The sequence below is a fragment of the Deltaproteobacteria bacterium genome (genome assembly GCA_005879535.1).
Taxonomy (GTDB): Bacteria; Myxococcota; Myxococcia; order Myxococcales; family 40CM-4-68-19; genus 40CM-4-68-19.
This window is the reverse complement of the sequence record VBKI01000028.1, coordinates 10348-35840: the sequence shown is the minus strand read 5'-3', so window position 1 is coordinate 35840 and position 25493 is coordinate 10348. Positions and strand designations below refer to the sequence as shown.

Genomic DNA, 25493 nt, shown 5'->3' with positions numbered 1-25493 from the left:
CGCCGTGACAATTTGCCATCGAAGGTGCGGCGGAGCGTGTCACGTTGTCGCTCGCCAGCTTTCCGGCCGTGCCGCGCCCAGGAAGTCGTCGAGAAATCGATGGCATGGCCCTTGCTCTTCCATTCTTCATGGAGCTCGTCCTCCAGAGGTACTCCTGGGCCGGCGACGCCCTCGCCGTCGTGCTAAGCGCGTACCTCATTGCGCGCACTGTGAGCACCGTCGCCGCAGTGGCAATTGCGCCGAAGCCGGCCGTGCTGATGGCGAGTGCGACGCCGCCGGCCACGAGCCAGCCGAAGCCGTTGGAGCTCGACGCAGAGAAAATGGCAAAGTTGTTCGACGTTCCCCTTCCGAAGGCAGCGCTCGTCGGCACGCAGACGGCGGACGGGCGCCGCGGCGGATGGGACCGCGCGGTCCGCTCGCCCCTGCACGGGACCCTGATCGGCACCGCCATCGCCGACCCACTCCGATACTCGCTCTGCCAGATCACCAACCCCGACGTGAACGAGACGCAGGTCTACGGGATCGGCGACAGCTACCAGGGCGCCCGCATCTACGCGATCGAGAAGGAGCGCGTGCTGCTCGACCACGACGGGGTCAACGAGTACATCGACAATAACGGCCTGGGCGCTTCCGACCTCGGCGTCTCGCCGCTGCCCATCCGCGGGATGCCGGCGCAGCACGGCGCGAGCGACGGGGTGCGTCAACAGTGCGCTCACCAACCTGCCCGATCTCGCTACCAAGGTGCGCATCCTGCCCTCGTTCACGAATGGCGTCGCCAACGGGTTCAAGCTCTTCTCCATCGTGCCCGACTCGCTGTACGCGAAGATTGGAATCCAGAACGGCGACGTGATCCGTCGCATCAACGGGTACGAAATGAACAGCCCGGACAAGGCGCTGGAGATCTATCAAAAACTGCGCGACGCGAATCGCATCGAGGTCGAGATCGAGCGCCGCGGCGAGACCTTGCGCAAGTTGTACTCCATCGAATGATCCCGGGATTCATGCATCCCGCCCGCGCCGAGTGGCATCGCGCGGGAGCAGCGCCACCTGCGAGCGCCACCTTGTTTCAAGCTGCCCTTGGGCAGCGCGCAGCTCTCGACAACTGCGATCCGCGAGGTAATGTTGCCGGGTGAAGCGTAGCCCGGTCTATGCTGGCTCGCCGGGGCTCACCGCCGATGGATCGGTCGGAAATGCGGCGAACTCCTCGATCAGGGCCGCGCAGAACGCCAGGGCGGCGCGCTTGTTCACCGCGAAGCGGTACAGCGCGAGGTCGGCGCCGCGCTCGCCGGCCATCCCGCCGACCTGCTCCAATACATTGAGAAGATCGATGCCCACCTCGACGAGGAACGCCTCCGGCCCGCCCTGCAACCGCAGGCCGATGGCCGGGTCTACGCTCGCCTCCAGCGCCGCCGTCTGTGCGCGACCGTCGAGGAGCTCCTCCAGCGCCTGGATGAACTGGATCAGATCCATGTCGAGGAGCGTCGCCCGGGGCACGTCGAGCATGGGCGCAAAGGCGTGCTTTCCTCCCGGCTGGTGCTGGTAGCGGTCCACGCCGACGCGCATCTCCAGCGACGCCGGCCGGGTGGTCCCGTCGGAGATCCTGCGCAGCAGCTCGATGCGCAGGCGCAGGTTGCTGGTCTGGTTCAGCAGCACCGCCATCGGGCGGCATGTTACATGAGGGCGCTTCATGCGCCGCCTGGTGCTGCCGACGCTGTCCGGCGTCCTCTATTTCCTCTCCTGGATCGGATTCGGCATCTGGCCGCTGGGGTTCGTCTGCTTCGTACCGCTGCTCTGGTCGTTGCGCGAGGCGACCCCGCGGCGCGCGCTGTGGCTCGGGGCCTGGATGGGCTTCGTCACGCACCTCGGGGGGTACACCTGGATCATGTACGTGCTGCAGGTCTTCGCCGGCGCGCCTCTGTGGGTCGCCTTCATCGGATACCTGCTGCTTTGCGCCGGCCAGGGGCTGCTCTTCGGCGTGATGTCGCTCGCGCTGGTCTGGGTGGGCCGGCGCACGCAATGGCCCGCGGCGGCGTTGCTCCCGCTCGCCCTGGTGGCCGCCGAGTTCGCCTTTCCGCTGCTCTTCCAGAGCTACACCGGCGTCGCGCTGATGCCGGTGCTGCCGCTGGTGCAGATCGCGGAGATCGGCGGCACCCTGCTCCTCTCCGCGCTGCAGGCGGTGGTGAACGGAGCGCTCTTCGACGCCATCGAGGCCTGGCGCTTCGGCAAGCCGGCGCCGGTGGGAGCGATGGCGGCCTCGCTGGTGGCGCTGCTCGGAAGCGGGACGTACGGATATGTGCGCCTGGTCCGCGTCGACCGCGTGCAACGCTCGGCGGACAAGGTCTCGGTCGGTCTCGCGCAGCCCAACGTCGGCGAGATGGAGCTGCACGCCAACCCGCTGGCCTCGGTGCGGACGCTGCAGGACGAGACGGCCGAGCTGCACGCGCGCGGCGCCGAGCTGGTGATCTGGCCGGAGGTGGGCTTCAACACGCGCCCTCTGTACACAGGCGAGATGGACGGGCGCGCGATCACCGGTGGCGTTCCCGTCGCCGCCATCGTCGGTGCGATGCGCGTCGAGGGGCGCAAGCTCTGGAACAGCGCCTTCGTCATCGACGAAAGCGGGAAGGTCGGCGACCACTACGACAAGATCCAGCTCCTCGCCTTCGGCGAATACATCCCGGGCGGGGAATGGTTCCCCGAGGTGTACGAGTGGTCGCCTCTCTCCACTCCGCTCGCGCGCGGCCAGAGCACCGCGCCGTTGCGCTGGGACTCGTGGCGGTTCGCGACCTTCATCTGCTACGAGGACATCCTCCCCGGCATCGTCCGCTCGATCATGGCCGACCATGGCGAGGGGCGCGCGCACGCCATGGTCAACCTCACCAACGACTCCTGGTACGGAGCCGGGCACGAGCAGGAACAGCACCTCATGCTGGCGGCGGTGCGGAGCATCGAGCACCGCCGCTGGCTGCTGCGCGCCACCAGCACCGGGATCAGCGCCTTCGTCGACGCCACCGGCCGCGTCCTGCAGCGGATCGGCCGCAACCAGCGCGGCGTGGCGCTCGCGGACGTGCCCATGCTGCAGGGAACGACGCCTTACGAGCTCCTCGGCGATTGGCCGGGATGGATCGCGTTGGCCTCGATTGTTGGAGTGGGTGTCCGCTCGCGGAAGCGCTCGTAATCCGGACTGTTCCTGCTGCCTGCCCGGCCGCCGGAAAGCCGGACTGCCGGGCTGTGTCAGACCCCGCGTGTAGACCGGTTTGCGCCTTGAGAACACTGACTGCGCCGCATATCCTGCCCGGTTCCCACCTGACCCAGGCCGCCATGGAGCCCGAAACCATCTTCGTCAAGGGAGCCCGAGAGCACAACCTCAAGGGCATCACGCTGGACATCCCCAAGAAGAAGCTGGTGGTCTTCACGGGCGTGTCGGGCAGCGGGAAGAGCTCGCTCGCCTTCGACACGCTGTACGCGGAAGGGCAGCGCCGCTACGTCGAATCGCTCAGCGCCTACGCGCGGCAGTTCCTCGGGCAGATGGAGAAGCCGCACTACGACGTGATCCGCGGGCTGTCGCCCACCATCTCCATCGAGCAGAAGGCCGCCTCCAACAACCCGCGGTCGACGGTGGGCACCATCACCGAGATTCACGACTACCTGCGCGTGCTCTTCGCCGCGGTGGGCAAGCAGCACTGCACCATCTGCGGTCGCCGCGTCGGCAAGCAGAGCGCGCAGCAGATCGCGGAGGAGCTGTCCAAGCTTCCGGAGGGCACGAAGCTGACGCTGCTCGCCCCGCTGATCGAGCAGCGCAAGGGAGAGCACAAGGAAATCCTCACCGATGCGCGCAAGCGCGGGTTCGCCCGGGCCCGCGTCGACGGCGTGATCCGCGACCTCGACGAGGACATCGACCTCGACAAGAAGCGCAAGCACGACATCGCGGTGGTCGTCGACCGGCTGGTGGTGAAGAAGGATGACGGCTCGCGGCGGCTCATCGACTCCGTCGAGACGGCACTGAAGGAAGGCAAGGGGGTCCTCCAGGCGCTCACGCAGCTTCCCCGGGGCGGCGAGACGCAGAGCATGTACAGCGAGCACCTCTCCTGCCCGGTCGACGGCATCAGCTTCCCGGAGCTGGCGCCGCACAGCTTCTCCTTCAACAACCCGCTGGGGATGTGCCACGAGTGCAACGGGCTCGGTACCCGGCCGGAAATGGACCCCGATCTGATCGTTCCCGACCCTTCGCGGAGCATTCGCGGCGGCGCGGTCGAGCCCTGGACGCACGCGCTCGAGAAGCAGGGCGGCTGGACGTTCCGGATGATCGAGTCCCTCTCCAGCTCGTTCCGGGTACCCCTCGACAAGCCCTGGAAGGACCTGCCGCGCGACATCAAGGATCTCCTGCTCTACGGATCCGGCGATGAGACCATGAGCATCCGCTGGAGCGAGGGCGGGCGCACCGGCACCTACAAGACCAGCTTCGAAGGCATCATCCCGATGCTCATGCGCCGGTTCAAGGAGACTACCTCCGAGAGCATGCGCAAGCACTACCTGCGCTACTTCAGCGACAAGCCGTGCAGCGCGTGCAAGGGCGAGCGCCTGCGGCCGGAGAGCCGCGCCGTCAGCATTGGCGACATCGGCGAGGCCCCCGGCAAGAGCATCGTGCAGGTCTCGCGGATGACCATCGAGCAGGCCATGCAGTTCATCGCCACCCTGCCCCTCGAGGGAAGCGACAAGGTGGTGGCCTCCGAGCTGTTGAAGGAGATCGGGAACCGGCTGAGGTTCCTGCTCGACGTCGGACTCGGCTATCTGACGCTGGATCGCCCTGGTCCTTCGCTCTCCGGCGGAGAATCGCAGCGCATCCGGCTCGCCTCGCAGATGGGGTCCGAGCTGACCGGCGTCATCTACATCCTCGACGAGCCGTCCATCGGCCTGCACCAGCGCGACAACATGCGCCTGTTGGCCACGCTCAAGCGGCTGCGGGACCTGGGCAACTCGGTCATCGTCGTCGAGCACGACGAGGAGACCATGGAGGAGGCCGACTGGATCGTCGACTTCGGACCGGGCGCGGGCGAGCTGGGGGGCGAGATTGTCGCTTCCGGAGCGCCGCGCGACGTGATGAAGGCCGAGCGGTCGGTGACTGGCGCGTATCTGGTGGGACGGCGCAAGATCGAGGTCCCGTCGCAGCGTCGGCGCGGGAGCGGCAAGAGCGTGAAGCTGATCGGGGCGGCGGAGAACAACCTGAAGGACGTGGAGGTGGAGTTCCCGCTCGGGTGCCTGGTCGCGGTGACCGGCGTCTCGGGCGCGGGCAAGTCCACGCTCGTGAACGGCATCCTCTACCCTGCCCTGGCGCGGGCCATCTACGGCTCACGCGAGGCGCCGGGCGCCTACAAGGCGCTGAGCGGCATCGAGCATCTCGACAAGGTCATCGAGATCGACCAGAAGCCCATCGGCCGCACGCCCCGGAGCAATCCGGCCACGTACACCAAGGTGTTCGACTGCATCCGCGACGTGTTCGCGCGGACGCCGGAAGCGCGCGCCTACGGCTACGAGCCGGGTCGATTCTCGTTCAACGTCAAGGGCGGACGGTGCGAGGCCTGCGAAGGCGACGGCCTCAAGGTCGTGGAGATGCACTTCCTCGCCGACGTGTACGTGCCCTGCGAGGTGTGCCACGGCAAACGCTTCAACGACGCCACCCTGCGGGTGACGTTCAAGGGCAAGAACATCGCCGAAGTGCTCGACATGAGCGTGCGCGAGGCGATGGACCACTTCTCCGTGCACAAGGAGATCATCCGGATTCTCAAGACGCTGGATGACGTGGGTCTCGGGTACATCAAGATTGGCCAGCCATCCCCAACCCTGAGCGGAGGAGAGGCGCAGCGCATCAAGCTGTCGCGCGAGCTGGCCCGCACCGACACGGGCCGCACGCTCTACGTGCTGGACGAGCCCACCACCGGCCTGCACTTCGAAGACATCAAGAGGCTGCTCAGCGTGCTGAACCGGCTGGTCGATGCGGGCAATACGGTGCTGGTGATCGAGCACAACCTCGACGTGATCAAGTGCGCGGACTGGATCGTCGACGTCGGTCCGGAGGGTGGCGACAAGGGCGGGCGCATCGTGGCGACGGGCACGCCGGAGCAGGTGGCGCAGTCCAAGGGGAGCTATACCGGGCAGTATTTGGGGAAGGTGCTCGGGCGCGGGCGGGCGGCCTAGGCCAGGTCGCGGTCACGGAAGATAGGTATCGGGACGAGACCTGCGGCGCTCAGGTTGGTCGACGGGGATGCAGATCGTTCCGCTCACCAGTCCTTGGAACCCCGTCGGCGTGGACAGTCCTCGCGACGTCAGCAGGCCGCGAGCGTTGATGTATGCGCCGGTGCCCGCGATGACTTGCTGGACCTCGAAGAAGTACGCAGTCGTGGAGTTCAGCAGGCCATGATCGCGGATGGTGATCGTGCCGTCGCTCAGGGTCAGCACCAGCTCGCCGGCGTAGACGAGAAGGTCGGGCGACAGGCCAGGCATGACGCTGCGAGCCGTGAACCGGGTGGTGGCTGCGATCCTGCCGGAGAAAAGGGTGCCCACGGTGCACACGCCGACGGGGCTCGCGCAACTGGGCCCCAGCGCGTAGTCCGTCACGATGTTGCTTCGGATCGGGGTGCAGTGGTCCGCGCGCGCAGCCTGCGAGACGAGCAGTGTGAAGGTCAGCGCCGATGCTGCAGCTCTGTAAAAAACGAGTCGCATCCGATGGGAAGCTACCGCTCCGAGAGGGTGGTCCAGCAAGGCGCGGATGTGTGTCGACGTTCCAGCCACACTCCGCCCCGCGCAGGTTCGGAATCGGGATGGAACCTCATTGCTGCCGCTGGTCGCTCTTCTCCGGCTGCTTGGGTTCTTCGAACAGCTCGAGGTTCTTGAGCAGCTCCATGCGCTCGAGCACCGCCAGGTCGTTGAGCAGCTCCGCGTCTTCCTTGGAGAGCGTCCGGTCGGTGGAGCCCGCGTCGGAACGATCCGTCGCAGGAGGTGGTTCCATGCGCTGCTGCGCCTGCGCGGAACTATAGAGGAGCCCCGCGATGACGACGGCGACGCGCAACATGCGGATCCGATCCCGGGCGGCGGCTAGCCGCGGCGGTCCTGCCGCCGCTCCTGCCGGCGTTCCTGACGTTCCTGGCGGCGCTCCTGGCGCTCCTGCCGGCGCTGTTCCCTCCGCTCCCGGAACCGCTGCCGCATCTCCTCGCGCTGCTCCGGCGTCATCCGCTCCCAGCGGCCCATGTTGTCGAGCAGCTGCCGCCGCTCCGCCGGATCGGCGTCCATGATCCGCCGGAGTTGCTGGCGCAAGTCAGCGCGCTTCTCCGGAGGCAGGCTGCGAAATTCCTTCCACCGCTGCAGGATCTGCTGCCGCTCCTCGGGCGTCATCTGCTCGAACCGGCGGTAGTTCTCGAGCACGGCCCGACGATCCCCCGGCGGCATCGCATCGAGTCGCTCGAGATTGCGCCGGAGCTCGGCGCGCTCCGCCGGCGGCAGCGACTGCAGCTCGCGGAACCTCCGCCGGAGCTCCTCCTGCTTCTCCGCGGGCAGGCTGCGGAACCGGTCCTCGGCGCTCTGCTGCGCGCGCGCCGGCGCGGCGCCGAAGAGGACCGCGATGATCAGCAGCGTCCACTTCACGGCCGCGCCTCCAGGGTATGCAGGACGGCGACGACCTCCAGATCCTCGAGCGCCTCCCGATGCTGCACGACCGCCAGGTCCTCGAACAGCTCCAGCCGCTGCGCGATGCGCACCTCGTCGCCGCGCTGCGATGGCGGAGTCGCCGGGATGAGCAGGCCGACCGCCACCGCCGCGACGGCCGCCGCGGCGACTCCGCCGAAGGACCAGCGCAGCCAGCGCCGGAAAGGGGATCCGCGCTGATCGCGCGCGTTGACCGCGACCATCGGCGCGAATCCGACGCGAGGTTCCTGGGCAGGCAGCGGCGCGATCACGGCCCGGGCCGCGGCGAGGAGATCGCGCTCCTCCTTGCAGCCAACGCAGCCATGCAGATGGGCCTCTGCCTCCTCCCGATCCGCGGAGGAGAGGCCGCCCGAGAGCAGCGATTGAAGCCTGTGACCGACGTGCGCCATCTTCTCCTGGAGAGAACCGCTATCGAGCGGGAAAGTTACACGCTTTCCCCGAGCCGGAAGCGGATGGGGAGAAAGCCGCCCAGGTCGATCTCGTCGCCGGTTTCGAGCATGTGGACGTCGACCGGCCGTCCCAGGCGGTACGAGCCGCGCGCCGAACGCAAATCCTCGAAAACAGGCCGTCCGCCCTTCCAGAGGATGCGGGCGTGGCGCGGCGAGATGAGCGGCAGGTCCAGCCGGAGATCGACCCCCTCCCCGCTGCCGAGAACGAATTCGGTCTTGTCGATCTCGACCTCCGGCTTGCCGTCGACGGAGATGAAGAGCTTCTGCCCCGGCTCGCCCTTGCGGACCTTGCGCGCCGGTTCTGCATGCAGGGGCATCCCCGGAGCCGCGGCGGCGGCGTATGCGGACAGGGCGCGCTCGACCACGACGCGAGCCTCCAGGCCGGTCCGCTCGGCGAGGCGGCGAATGAGGTCCCGGTCGTCCCCGGTGAGCTGCACGCGCGATGCTTTCTTCGGCGCCGCGGGAGCCGCCTTGGCACGCCGGCCCAACGTCTTGCGCGTCTTCGCCATCCCCGCTCTCTAACACGCCAGCCGCGGTTCAGCCGCCGCGCGCGAAGAGCCGCTTTCCGAGCTGCAGATCGCCGAACACCACCACCGTGAGGAGCAAGCCGAGCAGGAGCAGAAGACCCACGACATGGACCACCGATTCGAACCGGGCGTTCACCTTGCGCCGGGTCACGAGCTCGACGCCGAGGAAGACCAGCCTCCCTCCATCGAGCGCCGGCACGGGAAGGAAGTTGAAGAGGGCCAGGCCCACCGAGATGTTCGCCAGGATGCTGGCGAAGTCGGCGACGCCGCGCCGCACCTCCGCGCTCGCCTGGCGGACGATGGCGATGGGGCCGGCGAGCGAAGCGCTTCCCTTCCCCCGCACGGCGTCCCAGAGCGCTCCGACCGTCGCCGCATTCAGGGCCCAGACGTCGTGCAGCGCCCGCGGTACGGCTTCCGAGACAGGTAGCCGCACCATCACCCGATCGAGCTTGACCGAGATGGTGCCGTTCCGAGGCCGTACCGTGAACGACTGTGGCATACCCTGCCGCAGCACGTCGATCCGCCGCTCGGGCCCGGCGCCTGGCTTCTGCAGCTCGCGCCGGAGGTCCTCGAACGAGTTCACTTTGGCGCCGTCGACCGCCACCACCTGGTCGCCCGTCTGAAGTCCCGCCGCGGCCGCCGGGCCGCCGGGGACCACCTCAATGCGGCTGGTGGTCAGATCCAGAAAGCCGTTGCTGGCGTAGAGGACGGCGATGATCAGGAAGGCGACGAAGTAGTTGACGCCGGGGCCCGCGGCGATCACCAGGAAGCGTCGCCAGGCGGGCTTGTTCATGTAGGAACCGGTGTCGTTCGGATCCTGCGCAGCGGGATCGTCCGGGGTGAAACCCGCGATCTTGCAGTATCCGCCGAGCGGCAGGGCACTCAGCCTGTAGTCGGTCTCGCCATGGCGAAACCCCCAGATGCGCGGGCCGAAACCGAGCGAGTACGTTTCCACCCGCATGCCCATCAGGCGGGCGAGCAGCAGATGCCCTGCTTCGTGGGCGGCAATGAGCAGGCCGAGGCCCACGACGGCGACGACGATGGCCATGAAGCGCGGCAGCATAGCCCATGCTCCACCCGCGCGCAGGCACTACGTTGAAGTGCCGACTTGCCAAGGGGTCCGTATGCGCAGAACGCTGATCGCAGTCTGTGGCTCGGTTCTCGCGGCGGCATGCTCCTCGCAGAAGCCCGCCGCCAGGGTCGACGACTCCGGCCTCGCTCGCCTCAACGAGGCGCAGATGGAGCCGGTGGACGAAGCGCGCGTCGAGGAAGGCCGCGCCCGCGATGCTCTCGCCCGCGCCCGCGCAAGCGAAGCCGATGGCCGCGCGAGGCTGGAAGTGGCCCGCAGCGAGCGCTCCGTCTCCGAGGCGCAACTGAAGCGCGCGCAGGCGGAAAAGGACCTGCTCAAGAGGCAATACGCCAGCAAGGACCAGATGGCCGAGATCGATCAGGAGATCGCCGGTTCCCAGGACCGGCTCAAGGCCACCGACCTCAAGCTCCAGTACCTGCAGCAGATGATCGGCGTCGCGGAGGCGGAGCGGCGCGTCGCCGAGTCCCACGTCATCACCACCCAGACCCTGACCGAGCAGACGAAGTACCGGGCAATGAAGGCGGGCAACGCGCCTGAAGCCGGCTCGGTCAACGCTGGCGACGTCGATCACCGCGTGGCGGCGGCGCAGGCCAACGAGGCAAATCTCCTGAAGGAAGTCGCGCAGCGACGCTCCAACGCCGTCGACCTCTACAACAAATGGCAGCAGGCGGACGCCGCGTCCCGCACCCTCGCCCGCCCCTCTACGCTGTCCGTTCCGCCTCCGACCGGCAACGAACGGTCGCGCTAGCCGCTACGCACCGGAGGTGCGGCTTTGCGGCCATGGCTCGAGACTGTACCTACGCTAGATTCGGCGGCGTTCGCCGGTGCGGACCCAGCGGAAGTAGTCGCGCAGGATTTCCGCGTGATCGAAGCAGAGCTCCCGCCAAGGTACCTCCGCTTCGCTGAACCATCGCGCATCGGCTGCGTCGTCGCCCGCCACCAGATCCGTGCCTGCTTTTGCCCTGCAGGCATACACGGTGGAAATGGTGTGCTTGCGCGGATCCCGCCGCGGGTCCGAGTAGGTGAACAGCTGCGCGACCAGCTCGACTTCGAGGCCGGTTTCCTCCCGGGCCTCGCGCCGGCAGGCGACCCCAACCTCCTCGCCCCAGTCGACGAAGCCGCCGGGGATGGCCCAGCCTCGCGGCTCGTTCCTGCGCAGGATGAGGACGATGCGGCCATCCGTTCCGGCGATGATCGCGTCGGTGGTGGGAAGCGGATTGCGCTGCTGCTCGCTCACGGCGTGACCAGCCCCGACGGCGTCGCCGGTTGTGGCGCCGCCTTCTGCTCCATTCGGCCCTTGAGCGCGTGCGTGAAGAGCGCGCGGCAGAACGGGTTCATTGCATCCTTCTCCAGCGCGCGGGATACGGCGAGCGCCGTCCGCGCCGCGTCCGGCCGGTCCTCGGAAGCGAGGACGTGGCCCATCTCCACCAGGCGCTTCGCGTAGATCGCGCGTCGCTGCGGCGTGAAATAGGCGAGCGCGGCGTCGGCGGCGGCGTGCTCGAATCCCTGCTGCCTCTGGCGGGCGTCCACGTAGAGCTGGCTGGTGGCGATCTCGTCGATCCGCAGCGCGAATCGGCGCAGCTCGTCCTCCTCCGGGATCCAGGCCATGAACAGCGGATCCTCGAACAGCGCCGCCCCCGCGAGCCGGTGCGCGAGCTCGTCGTCCAACTCCACCGAGAGGCCCGGAGACGGCGGTGGACTCTCCGGCGCCGGGCCAAGGAGGCGGAGCGCTTCGGCGTACGCCGCAGGAGGGGAGAAGCCGTTGCGGGCGCCCGCTGCCTCTGCCTCGGCAATGAGCTGCCGGGCGTGATCCTTCGGAATCTCCACCGTGGTGACGACCCCTTGATGCGGCAGCCGCTTGACGAATTCCCGCCACGACCGTCGCGAGAGCGCCAGCGCGTCGACCGCCAGGATCCCTTTCAGGTCGGAAAGGACCACCTGCACCACTTCGACGCCCTGGCGGGCGGGACGCGTCCACCACACGGCCCGTTCGCCGTACGCGTCGATGCTGCTCGCGTAGCAAGAGGGAGCTTCGCCTTCCGGAAGCGGCTTCAGCACGGGCTCGCCCTGCGGAGGGAGCTCCTGCACCTGCACGCCGCGCTGCTTCAGCTTCTGCAGCTCCCGCTTGGCTTCCTTGGCCAGGCTCCGGTTCGTCGAAGTGGCCAGCTCGAACAGCACCTCCTGCCGGGAGGCGCGCCCCGCCGCGTGCACCAGCGCAAGCGCGAGCATCTGCGGCAACGCCGAGATCTCCGCGGCCACGCCGCGCGCGTCGGGCCCCGGAAGGCCCGCGGTCTGCGCCACGGCCTCGGTCTGCAGCTTCGCCAGCGCGTCGCGCGCCGCTTGCACCTGCGCCGGCAGGGGCCGCGAGACGCCTGCGCACTCCATCTCCTCGGCGATGCTGTCCGAACGGAGCGAGCCGTCCTTGAGGAGCGCGAGGCATTCGTCGACGGACAGGTTGTGCGGCGCAGCCATGAGGGCTGCGGACAATAGAGACGGCCCCCTCTGGCGTCAAACGCGTTACCATGGGCGCGCCATGCGCGTGACGATCCTCTACTTCGCCGCCGCCCGGGAGCGCGCGGGGACCGCGTCGGAGGTCCTCGAGGTCCGTGACGGCGCCACCGCCGGCGATGCGCTGGCCGCTGCCTGCGCCCGGCACCCTCCGCTGCAGGCGGTAGCGCAGAAGCTTCGCCTGGCCGTCGATCGGGAGTTCGCCACCGCGGGCCATGCGCTGCGGGACGGCAGCGAGGTGGCCCTCATCCCGCCGGTGTCCGGTGGAGCAGGCGGTCATCGCATCGGCCCGGGCGTCCTTTCACCGGACGCTCCCGTGCGGGAAGTCGCCGGAGCGGATTGCGGCGCCGTCGTCACCTTCGTCGGCACGGTGCGCGCCGACAACCATGGCAAGCGCGTAGTGCGACTGGAGTACGAGGCGTATCCGGAGATGGCGCTGCGCATCTTCGATCACATCGCCACACAGGCCCGGGAAAAGTGGGCGGCGCGCGTGATCATCCACCACCGCGTCGGAGCGCTGGAACCCGGCGAAATCTCCGTGGTCATCGCGGCGGCCGCGCCGCATCGCGCCGACGCGTTCGACGCGTGCCGCCATGCCATCGAGGCCCTGAAAAAGGACGCACCGATCTGGAAACGGGAGCTGTATCCGGACGGCTCTTCCTGGGTGGGCCTCGGGTCCTAGCCCGTGCTACGCTCGATTCGCGCATGGGAATCTCTGTCCTCGCCGCGGGAGACCTCGCCTTTCGCGAAGCCCTCGCCGCGGCGCTGGGCTCGGATTACGCCCTGATCGAGACGGATTCGGCGACCGCCGCGGCCGATGCGCTGCTGGCGGCGAGGCCCGCGGTGGCGTTCGTCGATCTGCGTGGCGGATCGGCCGCAGGCAGCGCAGTCTGCCGGCGCATCAAGGGAGCCGCCAGCACGCGGCTGCTGCCGGTGATCGCGTTCGCCGAGCCGGGCGAAGATCAGACGGTGGCTGCGCTCGATGACGGCGCGGATCACGTCCTGCCGTTCCCGCCGCCGCGCGCGGAGCTTCACGCCCGCATCCGCTCCGCGCTCCGCAACCGGCTCGCCACCGAGCGGCTGGAGGACGCTTCCCAGGTGATCTTCGCGCTCGCCAACGCCGTCGAGGCGAAGGACGCCTACACCGAAGGGCACACCGAGCGCGTCGGTGCCCTCGCCGTCGAGGCGGGACGGCTGGCCGGCCTGGACGAGGAGACGTGCGAAGCGCTGCGCCAGGGCGGGGTCCTGCACGACATCGGCAAGATCGGGATCCCGAACGAGATCATCAACAAGGCGGGCCGCCTCACGGACAAGGAGCGGATCGTGATGAACAAGCACCCCATGATCGGGGAGCGCATCTGCGAGCCGCTCAAAAGCCTCCGCCATCTTTTGCCCATCATCCGCTGGCACCACGAGAAGCTCGACGGGACCGGCTACCCCGACGGCTTGAAGGGCTCGCTGTTTCCGGTGCCCGCGCAGATCCTCCAGCTCGCGGACATCTACGACGCCATCACCACCGACCGCCCCTATCACCGGGCGCGCACGCGCGTGAACGCGGTGGAGTTCCTGCACGGCGAGGCGAACAAGGGCTGGCGGGACCACCAGCTCGTCATCTTGATCGGGCGCGCCGCGGAGACGCTCAACCTCGGTCGCACCCGCGAGGAGGACATCCCTCCGCCTCCCGCGCCCGTCAGTCAGTGGCGCACCGAGTGATCATCGTGTGAAGCCGTCGGCCGGCGGCTGCTGCGGCGACGGGCAGTGGTACATGTCGATGAACAGCGTATAGATCACGCCGCTGCAGCGGGCCTCGAAAGCGTCGACGATGTGCAGGTCCGGCTCGCCCGGCTGCAGCGGCCGCTCCGGATCCATCTGCAGGAGGATGCGCGGATCGTCCGGATCGACCGGCGACACGCGGCTCCCGACCGACCCCATCCGGCGGATGCCCGGCGCGCTGCCATCGGCGCACCGGAGGCCCGCCAGATACGCCTTCTCGCCTGGAGGAAGGCACACCTCGGCCGCCCGTTCCTTCGACCGGGCAAATCCGGGTGGAGACGGAGCGGCCGCTGCATGGGCGCAGCCGACCAGCGCCAGGAGCGCGACGCGCATCCGGCGAGACTATCAGGTCGGTTCATTCCCACGGCACCGCGAGCGCAAGCACGCCCAGCAGCGTGCCCGGAACGAGGTGCACCGAGTGGTAGACGAGCGCGAACGCGAGCGCCGGCCCGGGACTGACGCCTGCCGCAGTCAGCGCAACCACCGCGCCGGCTTCGAGGACGCCCAGGTGCCCGGGCGTAGCGGGCAAGAGAAGGGACAGGTTGATGGACAAGAGGACCATGCCCCAGACGGCGGGATGAACGTCGATCCCGAGCGCGTGCAGGCAGAAGCCCACGAGGGCCAGGTCGACGGCGTCGGAAAGAAGTGACCAGAGCAGACTTCGCACCCAGGACCGTTCCGCGTGCACAGCGCGGAGGGCATGGAGGAAGCGGCCTGCGACGCCGGGTGCGCGCCGGGGAAGAACTGCGAGCACCACCACCGCTGCGACGGCCAGCGCGCCGGCGATGGCGAGCGGCGGCAATTGCGCGCCCGGCAGCAGCGCGCAGAGACCGAAGAGAAGACCGAGGCTGATCGCCTCGATGCCCTTCTCCGCGAGCTGGGCGGCAATCAGCGCGGAGGCGGGATAGCCGCGGCGGCGCTTGAGCTCGATCACGCGGACCGCTTCGCCGGCGCGCGCCGGCAGGAGGTTGCTGACCGCTCCGCTGGCGTAGGAGATCCGCAGCAGGTCGAGGAAGCTCGCGCGCTGGCGATTCGGGATCGGCTCGAGCAAGGCCTGCCAGCGCCGGACGCGCGCCACCGTGTTGCCGATCACGTTGCAACCGACCGCGAGCGCGACCCACCGCCAGTCGGTGGTCCGGAGAGCGGATCCGAGCGTGGTGAAGTCGATCCGGCGCAGGACGACGAACACCACCGCGGCTGCGAGCAGCCATCCAGCCGCGCGCAGGAGCCAGCGCGGACGGGCAGGAAGGACGGCTTCGCTCACGCGAGGAACCTGGCGCAGACCTGGGGGCCGAGAGCGTCCGCCCACGCGCGCGGCAGCCGCTGCCAGAGCGCGACGCCGGCGCGAATCACCGGACTCTCGACGTCCATCGCGGGCGGGCGGCCGCGCAGCGCGCGCACGAGGATGGAACGGGGCATGGTGTGCGCTCCCCAATGCAGCTTGAACCTGAGCGCGCTCGATCCGCGCAGGGAAGTGCCGAAGTCGAGCGTCCGTACGCCCGCGGCGCACGCGCGGGAGATGAGGTCCCAGACGAGCAGAACGTTCGGACGCAGCCAGAGGGCATCCGGCCGCGAGGAGAGAAACGGGATCGCCATCACTCCCTTGAAGGTTAGCGTCACCGCGCCTGCCACGCAGCGGCTTCCCTGGTTGACGGTGACGACCTCCGCCATCCTCGGGAACGCCCGCACGAGCTCCTCGATGAAGCGGCGGCCGTAGATGGGAGCACCCTTGTGGTGCATGTTGTCGGCGAGGACGTCGTAGAACGCGGCGATGCCCTCCGCCCCGCGCCGCACCTCGAGCCCGTGTTCGCGCGCCTTGCGGACCAGGTTCCGCTCCTTGCCGCGGATCGCGGCCCACGCCTGTTCTGGCGACGGCCAGAGCGGCACGGTGGCGATGACCCAATGATCCAGCGGGATGAATCCGGTCGCCGCCGGCTCCTCTCCGAACCCCTTGAACCGGAGGGAGCCAAGCCCGGCATCCCTTGCGCGCCGGCAGGCTTCCCGGAGGAGCAGCGCCGCGATCCCGGCGTCTTCCGCGAGCACCGGGCCGTACGATCCGAACAGGCCGGTGGTTGCGTAGCCCCGCAGGGGTGCGCTGCGGACGAAGAACAGCGGCAGCGCTCCGAGCAACTCGCCCCGGGGCCGCGATCGCGCCACGAGATACGGCGCCCGCAGACCGTAGGCGCGCTCGCCGGCGGTGCGCCATCCGTGCAGGTGATAGCAGTTGGCGGGCTCCTTGCCTTCGACGTACGCATCCCATTCCGCTGCGGCCCCGGGGTCGAGCTCCTCGATGACCATGGCACCTCCTTCCGGGCCGGTCCTAGCATCCCCCGTGCCGGCGAGACCGCGCGCTTCCGCAGAGGGAGGGCACCGCCCGGCGGGTGTTGCGCAACCTGGTGCACTGTTGCGTGGCCGCAGTGACGGCCATGGAGTCGCTGGAGCGTGCTGCTCACGGGGCGATTCGAGCTACGGCGCCGGATCGGCGCGGGCGGGCTCGCCGAAGTGTTCTCCGCGCACGACCGGACAACGGGGGCGGAGATCGCGATCAAGCTGCTGCACGCTCACCTCGCGCTCGACGCGTCCACTTGCGAGCGCTTCCGCCGCGAGCTCTCGATCGCGCGTTCTCTCGACCATCGCGGCATCGTCCGCGTCTTCGACGTGCACCAGGACGCGGGGCGGCCGTTCATCACGATGGAATTGCTCCGCGGCATCACGCTGCGGGAGCGGCTGCTGCGCGAAGGACCCCTGCCTCCGGCCGAGGCACGGCGGATCGCGCGCGACGTCTGCGAGGCCTTGCGGGATGCCCATCGCCACGGCGTCGTGCACCGCGATCTCAAGCCGGAGAACATCTTCCTCACCGACGGCGGCACGGTGAAGATCCTCGACTTCGGTCTGGCGCGTGTCGCCGGACAATCGCGGCTCACCTCGCAGGGCGCGATCGCCGGAACCCTCGGTTACGTCGCTCCGGAGGTGCTGGCCGGCGAGCCAGGCGACGCGCGCGCGGATCTCTACGCCCTGGGATCGACCTGGTACGAGATGCTCACCGGGCACCGGTGGTGCGATTCGTCCGCCCCTCCCAGCGACGGGCGCGATGCCGCCGCCCTGCGACGCGCGCTGGAGAGCGACCCCGAGCTGCGGTTTCTCGACGCCGGCCAGTTCCTGCGTGCACTCCAAGGCGGGTCGGTGCCGCCGCCTCCACCGGCTGCACCTGCGCTCGCTGCCGGCGACTACGACGTGCTCGTGCACGACGTGGTCCGCCCGCGGGCGCCGCTGCGGCCCATCGAGCGCGTGCTGGAGCGGCTCGGAACCCGGGCATCGCCGGGCTGGAAATGCCGGCTGCTCGGCGCCGGACAGGCGGTGCTGGTGAGCGCCGCGAGCCATCGGAGCGCGGAAGCGGCGGCGGCGCTCTGCGCCGCCCAGGGGCTGCCCGCAACCGTGCGGCGGGTGGAGATGAGGCCGCCCTCGGAAGAGTGGCTCGCCCGACACGGCGGATGGGCGCTCGCGTTGCTCTGCGGATTGGGAGCGATGGCGGCCACGGCCGCGTTTGGCTCGAGCGCGTGGTGGACCGCGGCCGGCGCCGCGTTCGGTTACATGCTCTCCTGGGGACTGCGGCCGCCGGCGAGCGAAGCACCCCTTTCTGGTCTTCCTGCGCACGCATCGGGTCTGCTGCGGCTGGCGGACGGCGTCGCCCGCCGCGCGCTGCTGCTCCGCGAGCGCCGGCCCGACCTCCTCGTCCTGGCATCTGCCGCGGAGAGCGCGGCGACGACTGCGCGCGCCGGCGACGGCGACCCGGCTCTCGCCCAGCGCCTGCTGGAGCTGGCGGCTTCCCTCGACGAGGCGCTCGCCCCGGAGGCAGCATGCCCCTGACCCCCGCCATTCCCCGAAACCCCGTCCGCCGCCTGGGCGGCGTTCCCCATCTCTTCGAGGTCCTCGATTGCGCCGCTCCTTGCCGCAAGCTCGCGCAGCACCCGCTCATCGGCGCCGGCGAAGCCGTCTTCTGCCGGGGAGACGGAGTGACCCGCGACGGCACATCGCTTCGCATCGGGATCCCGGATCGCTTCATCTCCGAGTCGCACGCGCGGCTTTGCCGCGAAGGACAGCGATGGCGAGCGGTCGACAGCGGGAGCACCAATGGCACCTTCGTCAACGGCGAGCCGATTACCGATCGCGAGCTGGTGGACGGCGACGTCCTGGAAATGGGTGCGACACACTTTCTCTTCCGCGCCTCGGCGGCCGTGGAACCTTTCTCGCCACCCCATCCTTCGCTGGCGACGTTCTCCCCGGCGCTGGCAGCGGAGCTCCTGTCCGTGCCGGCGATCGCGCGATCGATGCTGCCCGCGATCATCGCCGGGCCGACCGGGACGGGAAAGGAGGTTCTCGCCCGCGCCCTGCACGAGCTCTCCGGCAGGCAGGGCCCCTTCCTGGCGGTGAATTGTGCGGCGATCGCGCCCACCCTCCTCGAGAGCGAGCTGTTCGGGTACCGCAAGGGCGCGTTCACCGGGGCGATCGAGGGCCGGCCCGGCCTGATGCGGGCCGCCGAAGGAGGAACGCTGCTGCTGGACGAGATCGCCGACCTTTCGATGGCGGCGCAGGCAGCGCTGCTGCGCGCGCTCCAGGAGGGCGAAGTGCTCCCCGTCGGCGCGACCGAGCCGGTGCGCATCGACGTGCGCGTGCTCGCCGCCACGCACGTCGACCTGGAGGACGCGGTGGCGGCGCAGCGGTTCCGCCCCGATCTGCATGCGCGCCTCGCGGGCTTCACCTTTCGCCTGCCGCCGCTGCACCGGCGGCGCGAGGATCTCGGGCTTCTCATCGGAGCGATCCTTCGCCGGCATCGCGGCGCGCAGGCGACGTTTACCGCCCACGCCGGACGCGCGCTGCTGCGTCATGGCTGGCCCGGGAACATCCGCGAGCTCGAGCGGTGCGTCGCAGCTGCGTTGGTGCTCGCCGGCGACGGGCCGATCGAGCTCGCGCACTTGCCCGAGAGCATCCGGCCACCCGGCGCGCCGGCGGCGGCGATCCCCGGCCTGCGCCCGCGGCAGCTCTCTGCGGAGGACCTCCGCCGCCGCGAGCAGATCGCAACGCTGCTGCGCGCGAGCCACGGGAACGTGGCCGCAGTCGCCAGGTCGCTGGGGAAAGCCCGTATGCAAGTGCACCGATGGGTCAAGCGCTTCGACCTCTCGCTTGCGGACTACAGGTGATTGCGCGATACCGCGCGCATGCTGGGAATCGACCTGACGGGAAAGCGCGCGCTGGTCGCCGGAGTCGCCGACGATGCCGGGTTCGGTTTCGCGATCTCGAAGGCGCTGGCGGAGGCCGGCGCCTCGGTCTGCGTGGGAACCTGGCCGCCGGCGCTGAACATCTTCGAGACGCTGATCCGCAGGGGGAAGATCGACGAGTCCCGCAAGCTCGCGCGCGGCGGCATGCTCGAGTTCGAGCGGATCTACCCGCTCGACGCCACGTACGACACGCTCGCGGACTGCCCCGAAGAGATTCGCACCAGCAAGCGCTACAACGAGCGCGGGGACTTCTCCATCCAGGGGCTCGCCGATGCGATGCGCCGCGACTTCGGGGACAAGCCGTTGGACATCCTCGTGCACTCCCTTGCCAACGGGCCCGAGGTGAAGAAGCCCCTCCTGGAGACGTCGCGCAATGGATACCTGACCGCCATCGGCGTCAGCGCGTACTCGCTGGTGTCGATGCTGCAGCGGCTCGCTCCCCTGATGCGCCCGGGCGCCAGCGCCGTTTCGCTGACGTATCTCGCCAGCGAGCGCGCGGTGCCCGGGTACGGCGGCGGGATGTCCTCGGCGAAGGCGGCGCTGGAAAGCGATACCCGGACGCTGGCGTTCGAGGCGGGGCGCAAGCACCGCATCCGCGTGAACACCATTTCGGCGGGTCCGCTCGCCTCCCGCGCGGCGAGCGCCATCGGCTTCATCGAGGAGATGGTCGACTTCTACAAGGCGAATTCGCCGCTCCCGGACAAGCTCGACGCCATGGAAGTGGGGAATGTCGCGGCGTTCCTCTGCAGCCCGCTGGCGAGCGGGATCACCGGGACCACCATCTACGTGGACAAGGGCTACCACACGATGGGGCGGACCGCGCCTGCCGGAACGTCTCAAGCGTAGCCGCAGAGCCGCGCCTGCGGCGCGGCAGCGGCTAGGGGCTCAGGGCGCGGTCGAGCGCGGCGCGCAGGTCGCGCTCGCGGGGCGCGGTGAATGCGCCGACGTGGCTCCACACCACGTGTCCGCTGCGATCGAGCAGCAGCATCGTCGGAAGGTTGGCGACGCTGAAGGCATCGCTCGCGCTGCCGTCGTCCAGCGCAACGGGGAAGCTGAGCCCGTTGCTGGAGAGGAATTTGCGGACCTGCGTGTCGCGGTCGGGCGCCGGATCGTCGGTATCTACTGAATAGAGCTCGACGCCGCGCGCCTTGTACTCCGTCCACAAGCTCTGCAGCCGCGGCATCGAGTAGCGGCAGGGCGCGCACCAAGTGGCCCAGAAGTCGACGACAGTGACCTTTCCTTGGGGAATCGCTGCTTTGCCCCCGCCGAGAAGCGGCAACGAGAGGGCCGGCGCGGGCTTTCCCGCGAAGCGCTGACCGGCGCGATTCCCCTGGAGCACGGCCACCGCGACGACGCTGGCCGTCGCCAGGACGACCAGCGCCCAGATCCACAGGTCGCTGCGGCGGGCGCGAAGCGCAACGTCGTTCGCCATCGGCGGGTACCATGCGGGCGAGGCCGCTCTGCGTCAAGCGGCGGAAAATTGGCGACCGGCGCGGGCGCATGTCAGCGTCGCGCGCATGAAGTGGGTGTTTACCATCCTCCTCGCCGGCGGCCTCGCATACGCCGTCTCTTCGGTGCCGCCGCGAACCGCAGCGCGCATCGCAGCGCGAGCGCTGCGGGCGAGCTGGGATTGGGTCGCAACCGTGGGCGCGAAGGCGACCCGCGAAGATCCAGCGCGTGCGCCCGCGCGCCGCGCGTCCCGGAAGGCGCAGGCGGCCAGTCCGCAATCGGAGACCGGCCGCCGCGGCGCCAGCCGGGAAGGGATCGTTCCGCAGCCGCCGAAAGAGACGCTGCATCCCGCGGACCGTGCCGCGCTGGACTCGCTGCTCGCCGAGCCCGCCCGCGCGGAGTCCAGGTAATCCAACCTAACCCTACGGTGGCATGACCTGCGTGGTACGACGTCGCCGTGGCGGCCATCCTCGGCATCCCAAGGCGGCGCTGGCCGATCGCGGTGGCCATGATCGCGCTTCTCGCGTTCACTCTCGTCTGGCTTCAGGGTCGATTCGACGCGAGCGATGCCAAGAAGGCGATCTCGGCGGCCATGTCCTGGAAGCCGGCGGCCGGCCAGACCGTCTTCGACGCGCTCGCAGGCCGCGGCGAAGGCGATCCGCAATGCACCGGCAAGGTGATGTCGCAGCTCCTCGGAGACGTCGAAGTGCGGTGCTGGACGCCGAAGCAGCCGCGCACCGAGTACGAATTCCGGGTGCTCCTCGACGGCAGACGGCCGCCGCGCGCCGCGAACGACGCCGCCGAACAGCTCGTCGGAGCGATGGTCCGAAAGTAGACGGAGCGATTGCCGCAGCGGGCGGGCGTCCCCACCCTTGCCCGCATGACGCTCGCCCTCGCGCTGCTGCTCGCGTCGAAGGTGCTGTGGATCGATGCACCGGCGACGCGGGAGCGGCCCACCGCGCCGCCCTCCTCCATCGCCGCCTTGGTGAAGACGTCGATGCCCGCGGTCGTGGGCATCGTGGCCACCACGGCGCGCGCCGGCGGCAACGATCCGTTCCGCGACTTCCTCGAGCGCATGTACGGACATGGCGGGAGCGGACCGGTCGAGACCCCTGTGCGCGGGATCGGCACCGGCTTCTTCATCCGCAGCGACGGGCTGATCGCCACCAACGGCCACGTCATCGAGGGAGCGACCGACATCACCGTCCAGGTGGGCGAAGACGAGCGGGTCTATCGCGCAACGCTGGTGGGTCACGACGACGCGACGGACCTGGCGCTGCTCAAGATCGAGGGCGACAAGCCGTTCCCGGTCCTCGCGCTCGGCGAAAGCGACCGGGTGGAGGTCGGCGAGTGGGTCGTCGCCATCGGGAACCCCTTCGGTCTCTCCCGCTCCGTGACGACGGGCATCGTCAGCTTCAAGGGACGCCGCGACGTGAACCCCAGCGGACGGCCGGGCTATTACGACTTCATCCAGACCGACGCGGCGATCAACCCCGGCAATTCCGGCGGCCCCTTGCTCGACGCGCGCGGCGCCGTCATCGGGATCAACGCGGCGGTCAACCCTTCCGGTCAGGGAATCGGGTTTGCCATCCCCGTCGAGCAGCTCCGCGACGTGGCTCCGCAGCTCGCCTCCCAGGGCCACGTGGTGCGCAGCTACATGGGAATCTCGATCCAGGAATCGATGTCCGCGGACCTGGCGGAGAGCTTCGGCGTCCCCGGCGGCAAGGGGGTGATCATCACCGACGTGGCCGCGGACGGTCCGGCTGCGCGCGCCGGACTCAAGGTGGGGGATGTGGTCACCTCGTTCGACGGAGAGGCGGTCAGCGAGAGCTATCGCCTGCGCTGGTTGACCGCTCGCACCACCCCGGGCAAGCGCGTTCGCGTCGGCGTCTGGCGCGGCGCACAGGCCCTCGAGGTCCAAGTGATGCTGCTGGAGAAGCCCGGCGCGCCCTGGGAGCCGCCTCCGCCTCCCCCCGGATTGCGCCGCGAACAGGAGCCGTTCGGGTTCGCGGTCGAGGACTCCGCCGCCGGCGACGGAGAGGGCCGCGGCGTGCGGATCAGCAGCATCGATCTGCGCAGCTACGCCTACCGCGCCGGCGTTCGCGAAGGCGACCTGCTCCTGGAGATCGACGGCCGTGCCGTCGCCGACAAGGCCGCGTATCGCAAGGCGGTTTCCGAAACCGCGGACATCGCCCGGCTCTACGTGCGGCGGGGCGGAAAGACACTGTTCTTCGGCGTGCGCCGCGAGGCGCCCCTGTCCGCGCGCGGCGGAGCCCATTAAAAGCGCGCTGACATGTGTACAGTCTCGAGCAACAGCCGCAAAGCCGCACCTCCGGTGCGGCAGCGGCTGACGCTTCCCCAAATCTTCATGAATTCCCGGCGCGACTTTCATGTACGCAGCGCATCCTCGAGATGGGACAGCCGTGGTCGTTTCGGGCGTTTTGAGCTGCACGAAATCCCGAATCACGTCACACTACGGCCGCCTTCGAGGAGGTCACACCGGGATGGGCTCCAGCAGGCTGCCGGGCTTCTACAAGATGAAGATGGCGGAGCGGCTGAGGCGTCTGGCGGAACAGCTCGAGCTGTCGCGCGACGAGCTGGAAGGCCTGGGAGAGAGCGCCACCCTGCCCCTCGCCAACGCGGATGCCATGATCGAGAACGCCGTCGGCGTTCTCGGGCTTCCGGTCGGGATCGGGCTCAACTTCCTCGTCAACGGCGAGGACGTGCTGGTTCCGATGGCGGTGGAGGAGCCGTCCGTCATCGCGGCAGTCTCGCTGGCGGCGAAGATCGTCCGCGAGGGCGGGGGCTTCAAGGCCGATGCCGACGAGCCGCGCATGATCGGCCAGGTCCAGGTGACCGAGCTCTCCAATCCTGAAGCCGCCAAGGCTTCTGTCCTCCGGCAGAAGGATTCGATCCTCGCGGCGGCCAACGCGCTGCACCCGGCGATGAGCGCGCGGGGCGGAGGCGCCAAGGACGTGGAAGTGCGCCTGATCCGCGTCGGCGCCGAGACCCACGCCATCGTCCATCTGATCGTCGACACCCAGGACGCGATGGGCGCCAACCTCATCAACACCATGTGCGAGGGCGTCGCGCCACTGATCGAGCGCATCACCGGAGGCCGGGTGCGGCTCCGGATCCTCTCCAACCTGGCCGACCTGCGGCTGGCGCGCGCTTCCTGCCGGATCCCGTTCGAGGCGCTCGCCGACTTCGGCTTCTCCGGTGCGGAGGTGGCCCACGGCATCGCCGAGGCATCCCGTTTCGCCGACGCCGACCCGTATCGTGCCTGCACGCACAACAAAGGAGTGATGAACGGCGTCGACGCCGTGGCTCTCGCCACCGGGAACGACTGGCGGGCCATCGAAGCCGGCGCGCACGCCTTCTGTGCGCGCAACGGCCGCTACGAGCCGCTGACGCGCTGGTGGGTCGAGGAGGGCGCCCTGCACGGCACCATCGAGCTTCCCATCCAGGTCGGTACCGTGGGGGGCGCGGTGAAGGCCAATCCGCTCATCCCGGTGCTCTTGCGGATGATGCGGAACCCGGGCGCGCAGACGCTCGCGGGCGTGATGGCGGCCGTCGGTCTCGCGCAGAACATGGCCGCGCTCCGCGCGCTCGGCACCGTCGGGATCCAGAAGGGCCACATGGCTCTCCACGCGCGCAACCTCGCCGTGAGCGCCGGGGCGAAGGGTTCCGCCGTCGAGGAAGTGGCCCGGGCGCTGATCGCCGCGGGCGAGATCAAGCTGCACCGCGCCCAGGAGATCCTCGCCAAGCTGGTGGCGCGCGGCCCGTCGGCGGAAGCGACGTAGGCACGGCCGCCGGGGGCTTGGCGAGTCCATGGTTGAGCATGGGCGCTCGCGAGCTAGACTGATGAGATGCGTTCTCCTCGCGGCGCTCCCCTGAATCCGCCGGACTGCATCGTCGAGTACGCGCGCATCGCCGAGCCGCGGCTGCGCGCCTTTCTCGATGACAAGCTGCGCGCGCTCGAGGCCTTGCCAGTGGCGTTGCGCGACGTGGCCGACGCGCTCCGGGACTATCTCCTCCGCGGCGGAAAACGGTTGCGGGGCGCTCTCCTCCTCCTCGGCCATGAAGCGGCGGGCGGCCATAGGGAGGCCGTGCTCGATGCGTCGATCGGCGCGGAGCTGCTGCATGCCTACCTCCTCATCCACGACGACTTCATGGATCAGGAGATCATCTGGGGTCGAGCCTCGCCCTGCTCGCTGGCAGCCTTTGCGAGGCGTGGGCCTACCAGCTCCTCGGAGCGGCGGCGCCGATGGCCGCGCGGACCATCGAGCAGGTGATCGTCGGCCAGATGGCGGATCTGCGCGGTCCGCGAGGGCGCGAGCTCTCGGCGGCGGAGGTCCTCGAGATCCAGCGCGCCAAGACGGGAACGTACACGTTCGAGCTTCCCCTCCACCTCGGCGCTGCCCTTGCTTCCGCGTCACAGCCGTTGCTCGACGTGCTCAGCGCCTACGCCCGGCCGCTGGGAGTCGCCTTCCAGATCGCCGACGATCTCCTCGGCACGTTCGGCGCGCCGGAGGTGACCGGAAAGCCAAACGCGAGCGATCTGCGGGAAGGGAAGCGGACCCTGCTCGTCGCGCGAGCGCTGGAGAAGGCGTCCACGGCGGACGCAGGCCGGCTGCGTGCGCAGCTCGGCAGGCCTGATGCGGACGTCGACGAGCTTCGCGCGATCCTGCGCCGGAGCGGCGCCGAGGCGTCGGCGCGGGCGGAT

Annotated in this window: 27 protein-coding genes; 15 read left to right on the top strand and 12 right to left on the bottom strand. The window is 69.5% G+C overall.

Annotation, left to right across the window (positions count from 1 at the left end):
• Window positions 1-44: 44 nt before the first annotated feature.
• Entirely contained in the window at window positions 45-1133 is a 1089-nt protein-coding gene (locus E6J58_01465) for a hypothetical protein (protein ID TMB42763.1), read from the top strand.
• Window positions 1134-1146: 13 nt separating this feature from the next.
• Here E6J58_01465 and E6J58_01460 read toward each other — a convergent pair whose 3' ends face one another.
• Window positions 1147-1659, bottom strand: coding sequence for a hypothetical protein (locus E6J58_01460; protein TMB42762.1), 513 nt, complete (start codon window positions 1657-1659; stop codon window positions 1147-1149).
• A gap of 28 nt (window positions 1660-1687) precedes the next feature.
• Here E6J58_01460 and lnt point away from each other — a divergent pair, with 28 nt between their 5' ends.
• A complete protein-coding gene (gene lnt / locus E6J58_01455; protein TMB42761.1) occupies window positions 1688-3175 on the top strand; it encodes an apolipoprotein N-acyltransferase in 1488 nt (495 codons plus the stop codon).
• Between the two features lie 143 nt (window positions 3176-3318).
• On the top strand, window positions 3319-6192 hold the full coding sequence (gene uvrA, locus E6J58_01450) for an excinuclease ABC subunit UvrA (GenBank protein ID TMB42766.1): 2874 nt from the start codon (window positions 3319-3321) through the stop codon (window positions 6190-6192).
• Window positions 6193-6204: 12 nt separating this feature from the next.
• Here uvrA and E6J58_01445 read toward each other — a convergent pair whose 3' ends face one another.
• The 6 genes from E6J58_01445 to E6J58_01420 all read right to left on the bottom strand — a co-directional run bounded on the left by E6J58_01445 (window position 6205) and on the right by E6J58_01420 (window position 9734).
• Window positions 6205-6717, bottom strand: a complete 513-nt coding sequence (locus tag E6J58_01445; protein ID TMB42760.1) for a hypothetical protein — start codon at window positions 6715-6717, stop codon at window positions 6205-6207.
• 106 nt (window positions 6718-6823) lie between these two features.
• Window positions 6824-7066 (bottom strand): hypothetical protein, encoded by a 243-nt coding sequence (locus tag E6J58_01440; GenBank protein ID TMB42759.1) that lies wholly within the window; start codon window positions 7064-7066, stop codon window positions 6824-6826.
• A 23-nt stretch (window positions 7067-7089) separates the two neighbouring features.
• Complete coding sequence (locus E6J58_01435; protein TMB42758.1) at window positions 7090-7635, bottom strand: DUF3106 domain-containing protein; 546 nt, start codon at window positions 7633-7635, stop codon at window positions 7090-7092.
• Window positions 7632-8084, bottom strand: coding sequence for a hypothetical protein (locus E6J58_01430; GenBank protein TMB42757.1), 453 nt, complete (start codon window positions 8082-8084; stop codon window positions 7632-7634). Before E6J58_01430 ends, E6J58_01435 begins: the two co-directional genes overlap by 4 nt.
• Window positions 8085-8119: 35 nt before the next feature.
• Complete coding sequence (locus tag E6J58_01425; GenBank protein ID TMB42756.1) at window positions 8120-8653, bottom strand: FHA domain-containing protein; 534 nt, start codon at window positions 8651-8653, stop codon at window positions 8120-8122.
• A 28-nt stretch (window positions 8654-8681) separates the two neighbouring features.
• Window positions 8682-9734, bottom strand: a complete 1053-nt coding sequence (locus E6J58_01420; protein TMB42755.1) for a PDZ domain-containing protein — start codon at window positions 9732-9734, stop codon at window positions 8682-8684.
• Between the two features lie 61 nt (window positions 9735-9795).
• Between E6J58_01420 and E6J58_01415 the strand changes: the two genes are divergently transcribed.
• Window positions 9796-10509, top strand: a complete 714-nt coding sequence (locus tag E6J58_01415) for a hypothetical protein (GenBank protein ID TMB42754.1) — start codon at window positions 9796-9798, stop codon at window positions 10507-10509.
• A 54-nt stretch (window positions 10510-10563) separates the two neighbouring features.
• Here E6J58_01415 and E6J58_01410 read toward each other — a convergent pair whose 3' ends face one another.
• On the bottom strand, window positions 10564-12201 hold the full coding sequence (locus tag E6J58_01410) for an NUDIX hydrolase (GenBank protein TMB42765.1): 1638 nt from the start codon (window positions 12199-12201) through the stop codon (window positions 10564-10566).
• 93 nt (window positions 12202-12294) lie between these two features.
• On the opposite strand from E6J58_01410, the gene moaD reads away from it, so the two are divergent.
• Both moaD and E6J58_01400 read left to right on the top strand, forming a co-directional pair.
• Window positions 12295-12951 carry a molybdopterin converting factor subunit 1 gene (gene moaD / locus E6J58_01405; GenBank protein TMB42753.1) on the top strand — a complete coding sequence of 219 codons (657 nt, stop codon included), beginning with the start codon at window positions 12295-12297 and terminating at the stop codon, window positions 12949-12951.
• Between the two features lie 23 nt (window positions 12952-12974).
• Window positions 12975-13982 carry an HD domain-containing protein gene (locus tag E6J58_01400; protein TMB42752.1) on the top strand — a complete coding sequence of 336 codons (1008 nt, stop codon included), beginning with the start codon at window positions 12975-12977 and terminating at the stop codon, window positions 13980-13982.
• Here the strand turns inward: E6J58_01400 and E6J58_01395 are convergent, their stop codons facing one another.
• The 3 genes from E6J58_01395 to E6J58_01385 are packed head-to-tail and all read right to left on the bottom strand — an operon-like array spanning window position 13983 to window position 16340.
• Window positions 13983-14375 (bottom strand): hypothetical protein, encoded by a 393-nt coding sequence (locus E6J58_01395; GenBank protein ID TMB42751.1) that lies wholly within the window; start codon window positions 14373-14375, stop codon window positions 13983-13985. It lies immediately after the preceding gene.
• A 22-nt stretch (window positions 14376-14397) separates the two neighbouring features.
• Entirely contained in the window at window positions 14398-15900 is a 1503-nt protein-coding gene (locus tag E6J58_01390; protein ID TMB42750.1) for a flippase-like domain-containing protein, read from the bottom strand.
• Window positions 15303-16340 (bottom strand): GNAT family N-acetyltransferase, encoded by a 1038-nt coding sequence (locus E6J58_01385; protein ID TMB42749.1) that lies wholly within the window; start codon window positions 16338-16340, stop codon window positions 15303-15305. The genes E6J58_01390 and E6J58_01385 overlap by 598 nt, the downstream gene beginning before the upstream one ends.
• Window positions 16341-16484: 144 nt before the next feature.
• Here E6J58_01385 and E6J58_01380 point away from each other — a divergent pair, with 144 nt between their 5' ends.
• Genes E6J58_01380 through E6J58_01370 form a run of 3 tightly spaced genes read left to right on the top strand, consistent with a single transcriptional unit; the run spans window position 16485 to window position 20164 of the window.
• Window positions 16485-17909, top strand: coding sequence for a serine/threonine protein kinase (locus tag E6J58_01380; protein TMB42748.1), 1425 nt, complete (start codon window positions 16485-16487; stop codon window positions 17907-17909).
• On the top strand, window positions 17372-19240 hold the full coding sequence (locus tag E6J58_01375; GenBank protein ID TMB42747.1) for an FHA domain-containing protein: 1869 nt from the start codon (window positions 17372-17374) through the stop codon (window positions 19238-19240). The genes E6J58_01380 and E6J58_01375 overlap by 538 nt, the downstream gene beginning before the upstream one ends.
• A gap of 18 nt (window positions 19241-19258) precedes the next feature.
• Window positions 19259-20164 carry an enoyl-[acyl-carrier-protein] reductase gene (locus E6J58_01370; GenBank protein TMB42746.1) on the top strand — a complete coding sequence of 302 codons (906 nt, stop codon included), beginning with the start codon at window positions 19259-19261 and terminating at the stop codon, window positions 20162-20164.
• 31 nt (window positions 20165-20195) lie between these two features.
• On the opposite strand, the gene E6J58_01365 is transcribed toward E6J58_01370, so the two are convergent.
• Window positions 20196-20750 (bottom strand): TlpA family protein disulfide reductase, encoded by a 555-nt coding sequence (locus E6J58_01365; protein TMB42745.1) that lies wholly within the window; start codon window positions 20748-20750, stop codon window positions 20196-20198.
• Window positions 20751-20835: 85 nt separating this feature from the next.
• Here E6J58_01365 and E6J58_01360 point away from each other — a divergent pair, with 85 nt between their 5' ends.
• From E6J58_01360 to E6J58_01335, 6 genes are all read left to right on the top strand, one after another.
• On the top strand, window positions 20836-21177 hold the full coding sequence (locus E6J58_01360) for a hypothetical protein (protein TMB42744.1): 342 nt from the start codon (window positions 20836-20838) through the stop codon (window positions 21175-21177).
• 47 nt (window positions 21178-21224) lie between these two features.
• Window positions 21225-21602, top strand: coding sequence for a hypothetical protein (locus E6J58_01355; protein ID TMB42743.1), 378 nt, complete (start codon window positions 21225-21227; stop codon window positions 21600-21602).
• A 45-nt stretch (window positions 21603-21647) separates the two neighbouring features.
• Complete coding sequence (locus E6J58_01350) at window positions 21648-23048, top strand: PDZ domain-containing protein (protein ID TMB42742.1); 1401 nt, start codon at window positions 21648-21650, stop codon at window positions 23046-23048.
• 223 nt (window positions 23049-23271) lie between these two features.
• Entirely contained in the window at window positions 23272-24570 is a 1299-nt protein-coding gene (locus E6J58_01345) for a hydroxymethylglutaryl-CoA reductase, degradative (protein ID TMB42741.1), read from the top strand.
• 66 nt (window positions 24571-24636) lie between these two features.
• Window positions 24637-25062 (top strand): hypothetical protein, encoded by a 426-nt coding sequence (locus E6J58_01340; protein ID TMB42740.1) that lies wholly within the window; start codon window positions 24637-24639, stop codon window positions 25060-25062.
• On the top strand, window positions 24957-25493 hold a 537-nt coding region (locus E6J58_01335; GenBank protein TMB42764.1), incomplete at its 3' end, for a polyprenyl synthetase family protein. The genes E6J58_01340 and E6J58_01335, both read left to right, overlap by 106 nt.

Coding starts and splice junctions, on each gene's coding strand:
- E6J58_01460 (TMB42762.1), bottom strand. CDS start 1,659: ATGGCGGTGCTGCTGAACCAGACCAGCAACCTGCGCCTGCGCATCGAG.
- lnt (TMB42761.1), top strand. CDS start 1,688: ATGCGCCGCCTGGTGCTGCCGACGCTGTCCGGCGTCCTCTATTTCCTC.
- uvrA (TMB42766.1), top strand. CDS start 3,319: ATGGAGCCCGAAACCATCTTCGTCAAGGGAGCCCGAGAGCACAACCTC.
- E6J58_01445 (TMB42760.1), bottom strand. CDS start 6,717: ATGCGACTCGTTTTTTACAGAGCTGCAGCATCGGCGCTGACCTTCACA.
- E6J58_01440 (TMB42759.1), bottom strand. CDS start 7,066: ATGTTGCGCGTCGCCGTCGTCATCGCGGGGCTCCTCTATAGTTCCGCG.
- E6J58_01430 (TMB42757.1), bottom strand. CDS start 8,084: ATGGCGCACGTCGGTCACAGGCTTCAATCGCTGCTCTCGGGCGGCCTC.
- E6J58_01425 (TMB42756.1), bottom strand. CDS start 8,653: ATGGCGAAGACGCGCAAGACGTTGGGCCGGCGTGCCAAGGCGGCTCCC.
- E6J58_01420 (TMB42755.1), bottom strand. CDS start 9,734: ATGCTGCCGCGCTTCATGGCCATCGTCGTCGCCGTCGTGGGCCTCGGC.
- E6J58_01415 (TMB42754.1), top strand. CDS start 9,796: ATGCGCAGAACGCTGATCGCAGTCTGTGGCTCGGTTCTCGCGGCGGCA.
- E6J58_01410 (TMB42765.1), bottom strand. CDS start 12,201: ATGCCTCGCGCTCCTCAAGGACGGCTCGCTCCGTTCGGACAGCATCGC.
- moaD (TMB42753.1), top strand. CDS start 12,295: ATGCGCGTGACGATCCTCTACTTCGCCGCCGCCCGGGAGCGCGCGGGG.
- E6J58_01400 (TMB42752.1), top strand. CDS start 12,975: ATGGGAATCTCTGTCCTCGCCGCGGGAGACCTCGCCTTTCGCGAAGCC.
- E6J58_01395 (TMB42751.1), bottom strand. CDS start 14,375: ATGCGCGTCGCGCTCCTGGCGCTGGTCGGCTGCGCCCATGCAGCGGCC.
- E6J58_01385 (TMB42749.1), bottom strand. CDS start 16,340: ATGGTCATCGAGGAGCTCGACCCCGGGGCCGCAGCGGAATGGGATGCG.
- E6J58_01375 (TMB42747.1), top strand. CDS start 17,372: ATGCCGGCTGCTCGGCGCCGGACAGGCGGTGCTGGTGAGCGCCGCGAG.
- E6J58_01370 (TMB42746.1), top strand. CDS start 19,259: ATGCTGGGAATCGACCTGACGGGAAAGCGCGCGCTGGTCGCCGGAGTC.
- E6J58_01365 (TMB42745.1), bottom strand. CDS start 20,750: ATGGCGAACGACGTTGCGCTTCGCGCCCGCCGCAGCGACCTGTGGATC.
- E6J58_01360 (TMB42744.1), top strand. CDS start 20,836: ATGAAGTGGGTGTTTACCATCCTCCTCGCCGGCGGCCTCGCATACGCC.
- E6J58_01350 (TMB42742.1), top strand. CDS start 21,648: ATGACGCTCGCCCTCGCGCTGCTGCTCGCGTCGAAGGTGCTGTGGATC.
- E6J58_01345 (TMB42741.1), top strand. CDS start 23,272: ATGGGCTCCAGCAGGCTGCCGGGCTTCTACAAGATGAAGATGGCGGAG.
- E6J58_01340 (TMB42740.1), top strand. CDS start 24,637: ATGCGTTCTCCTCGCGGCGCTCCCCTGAATCCGCCGGACTGCATCGTC.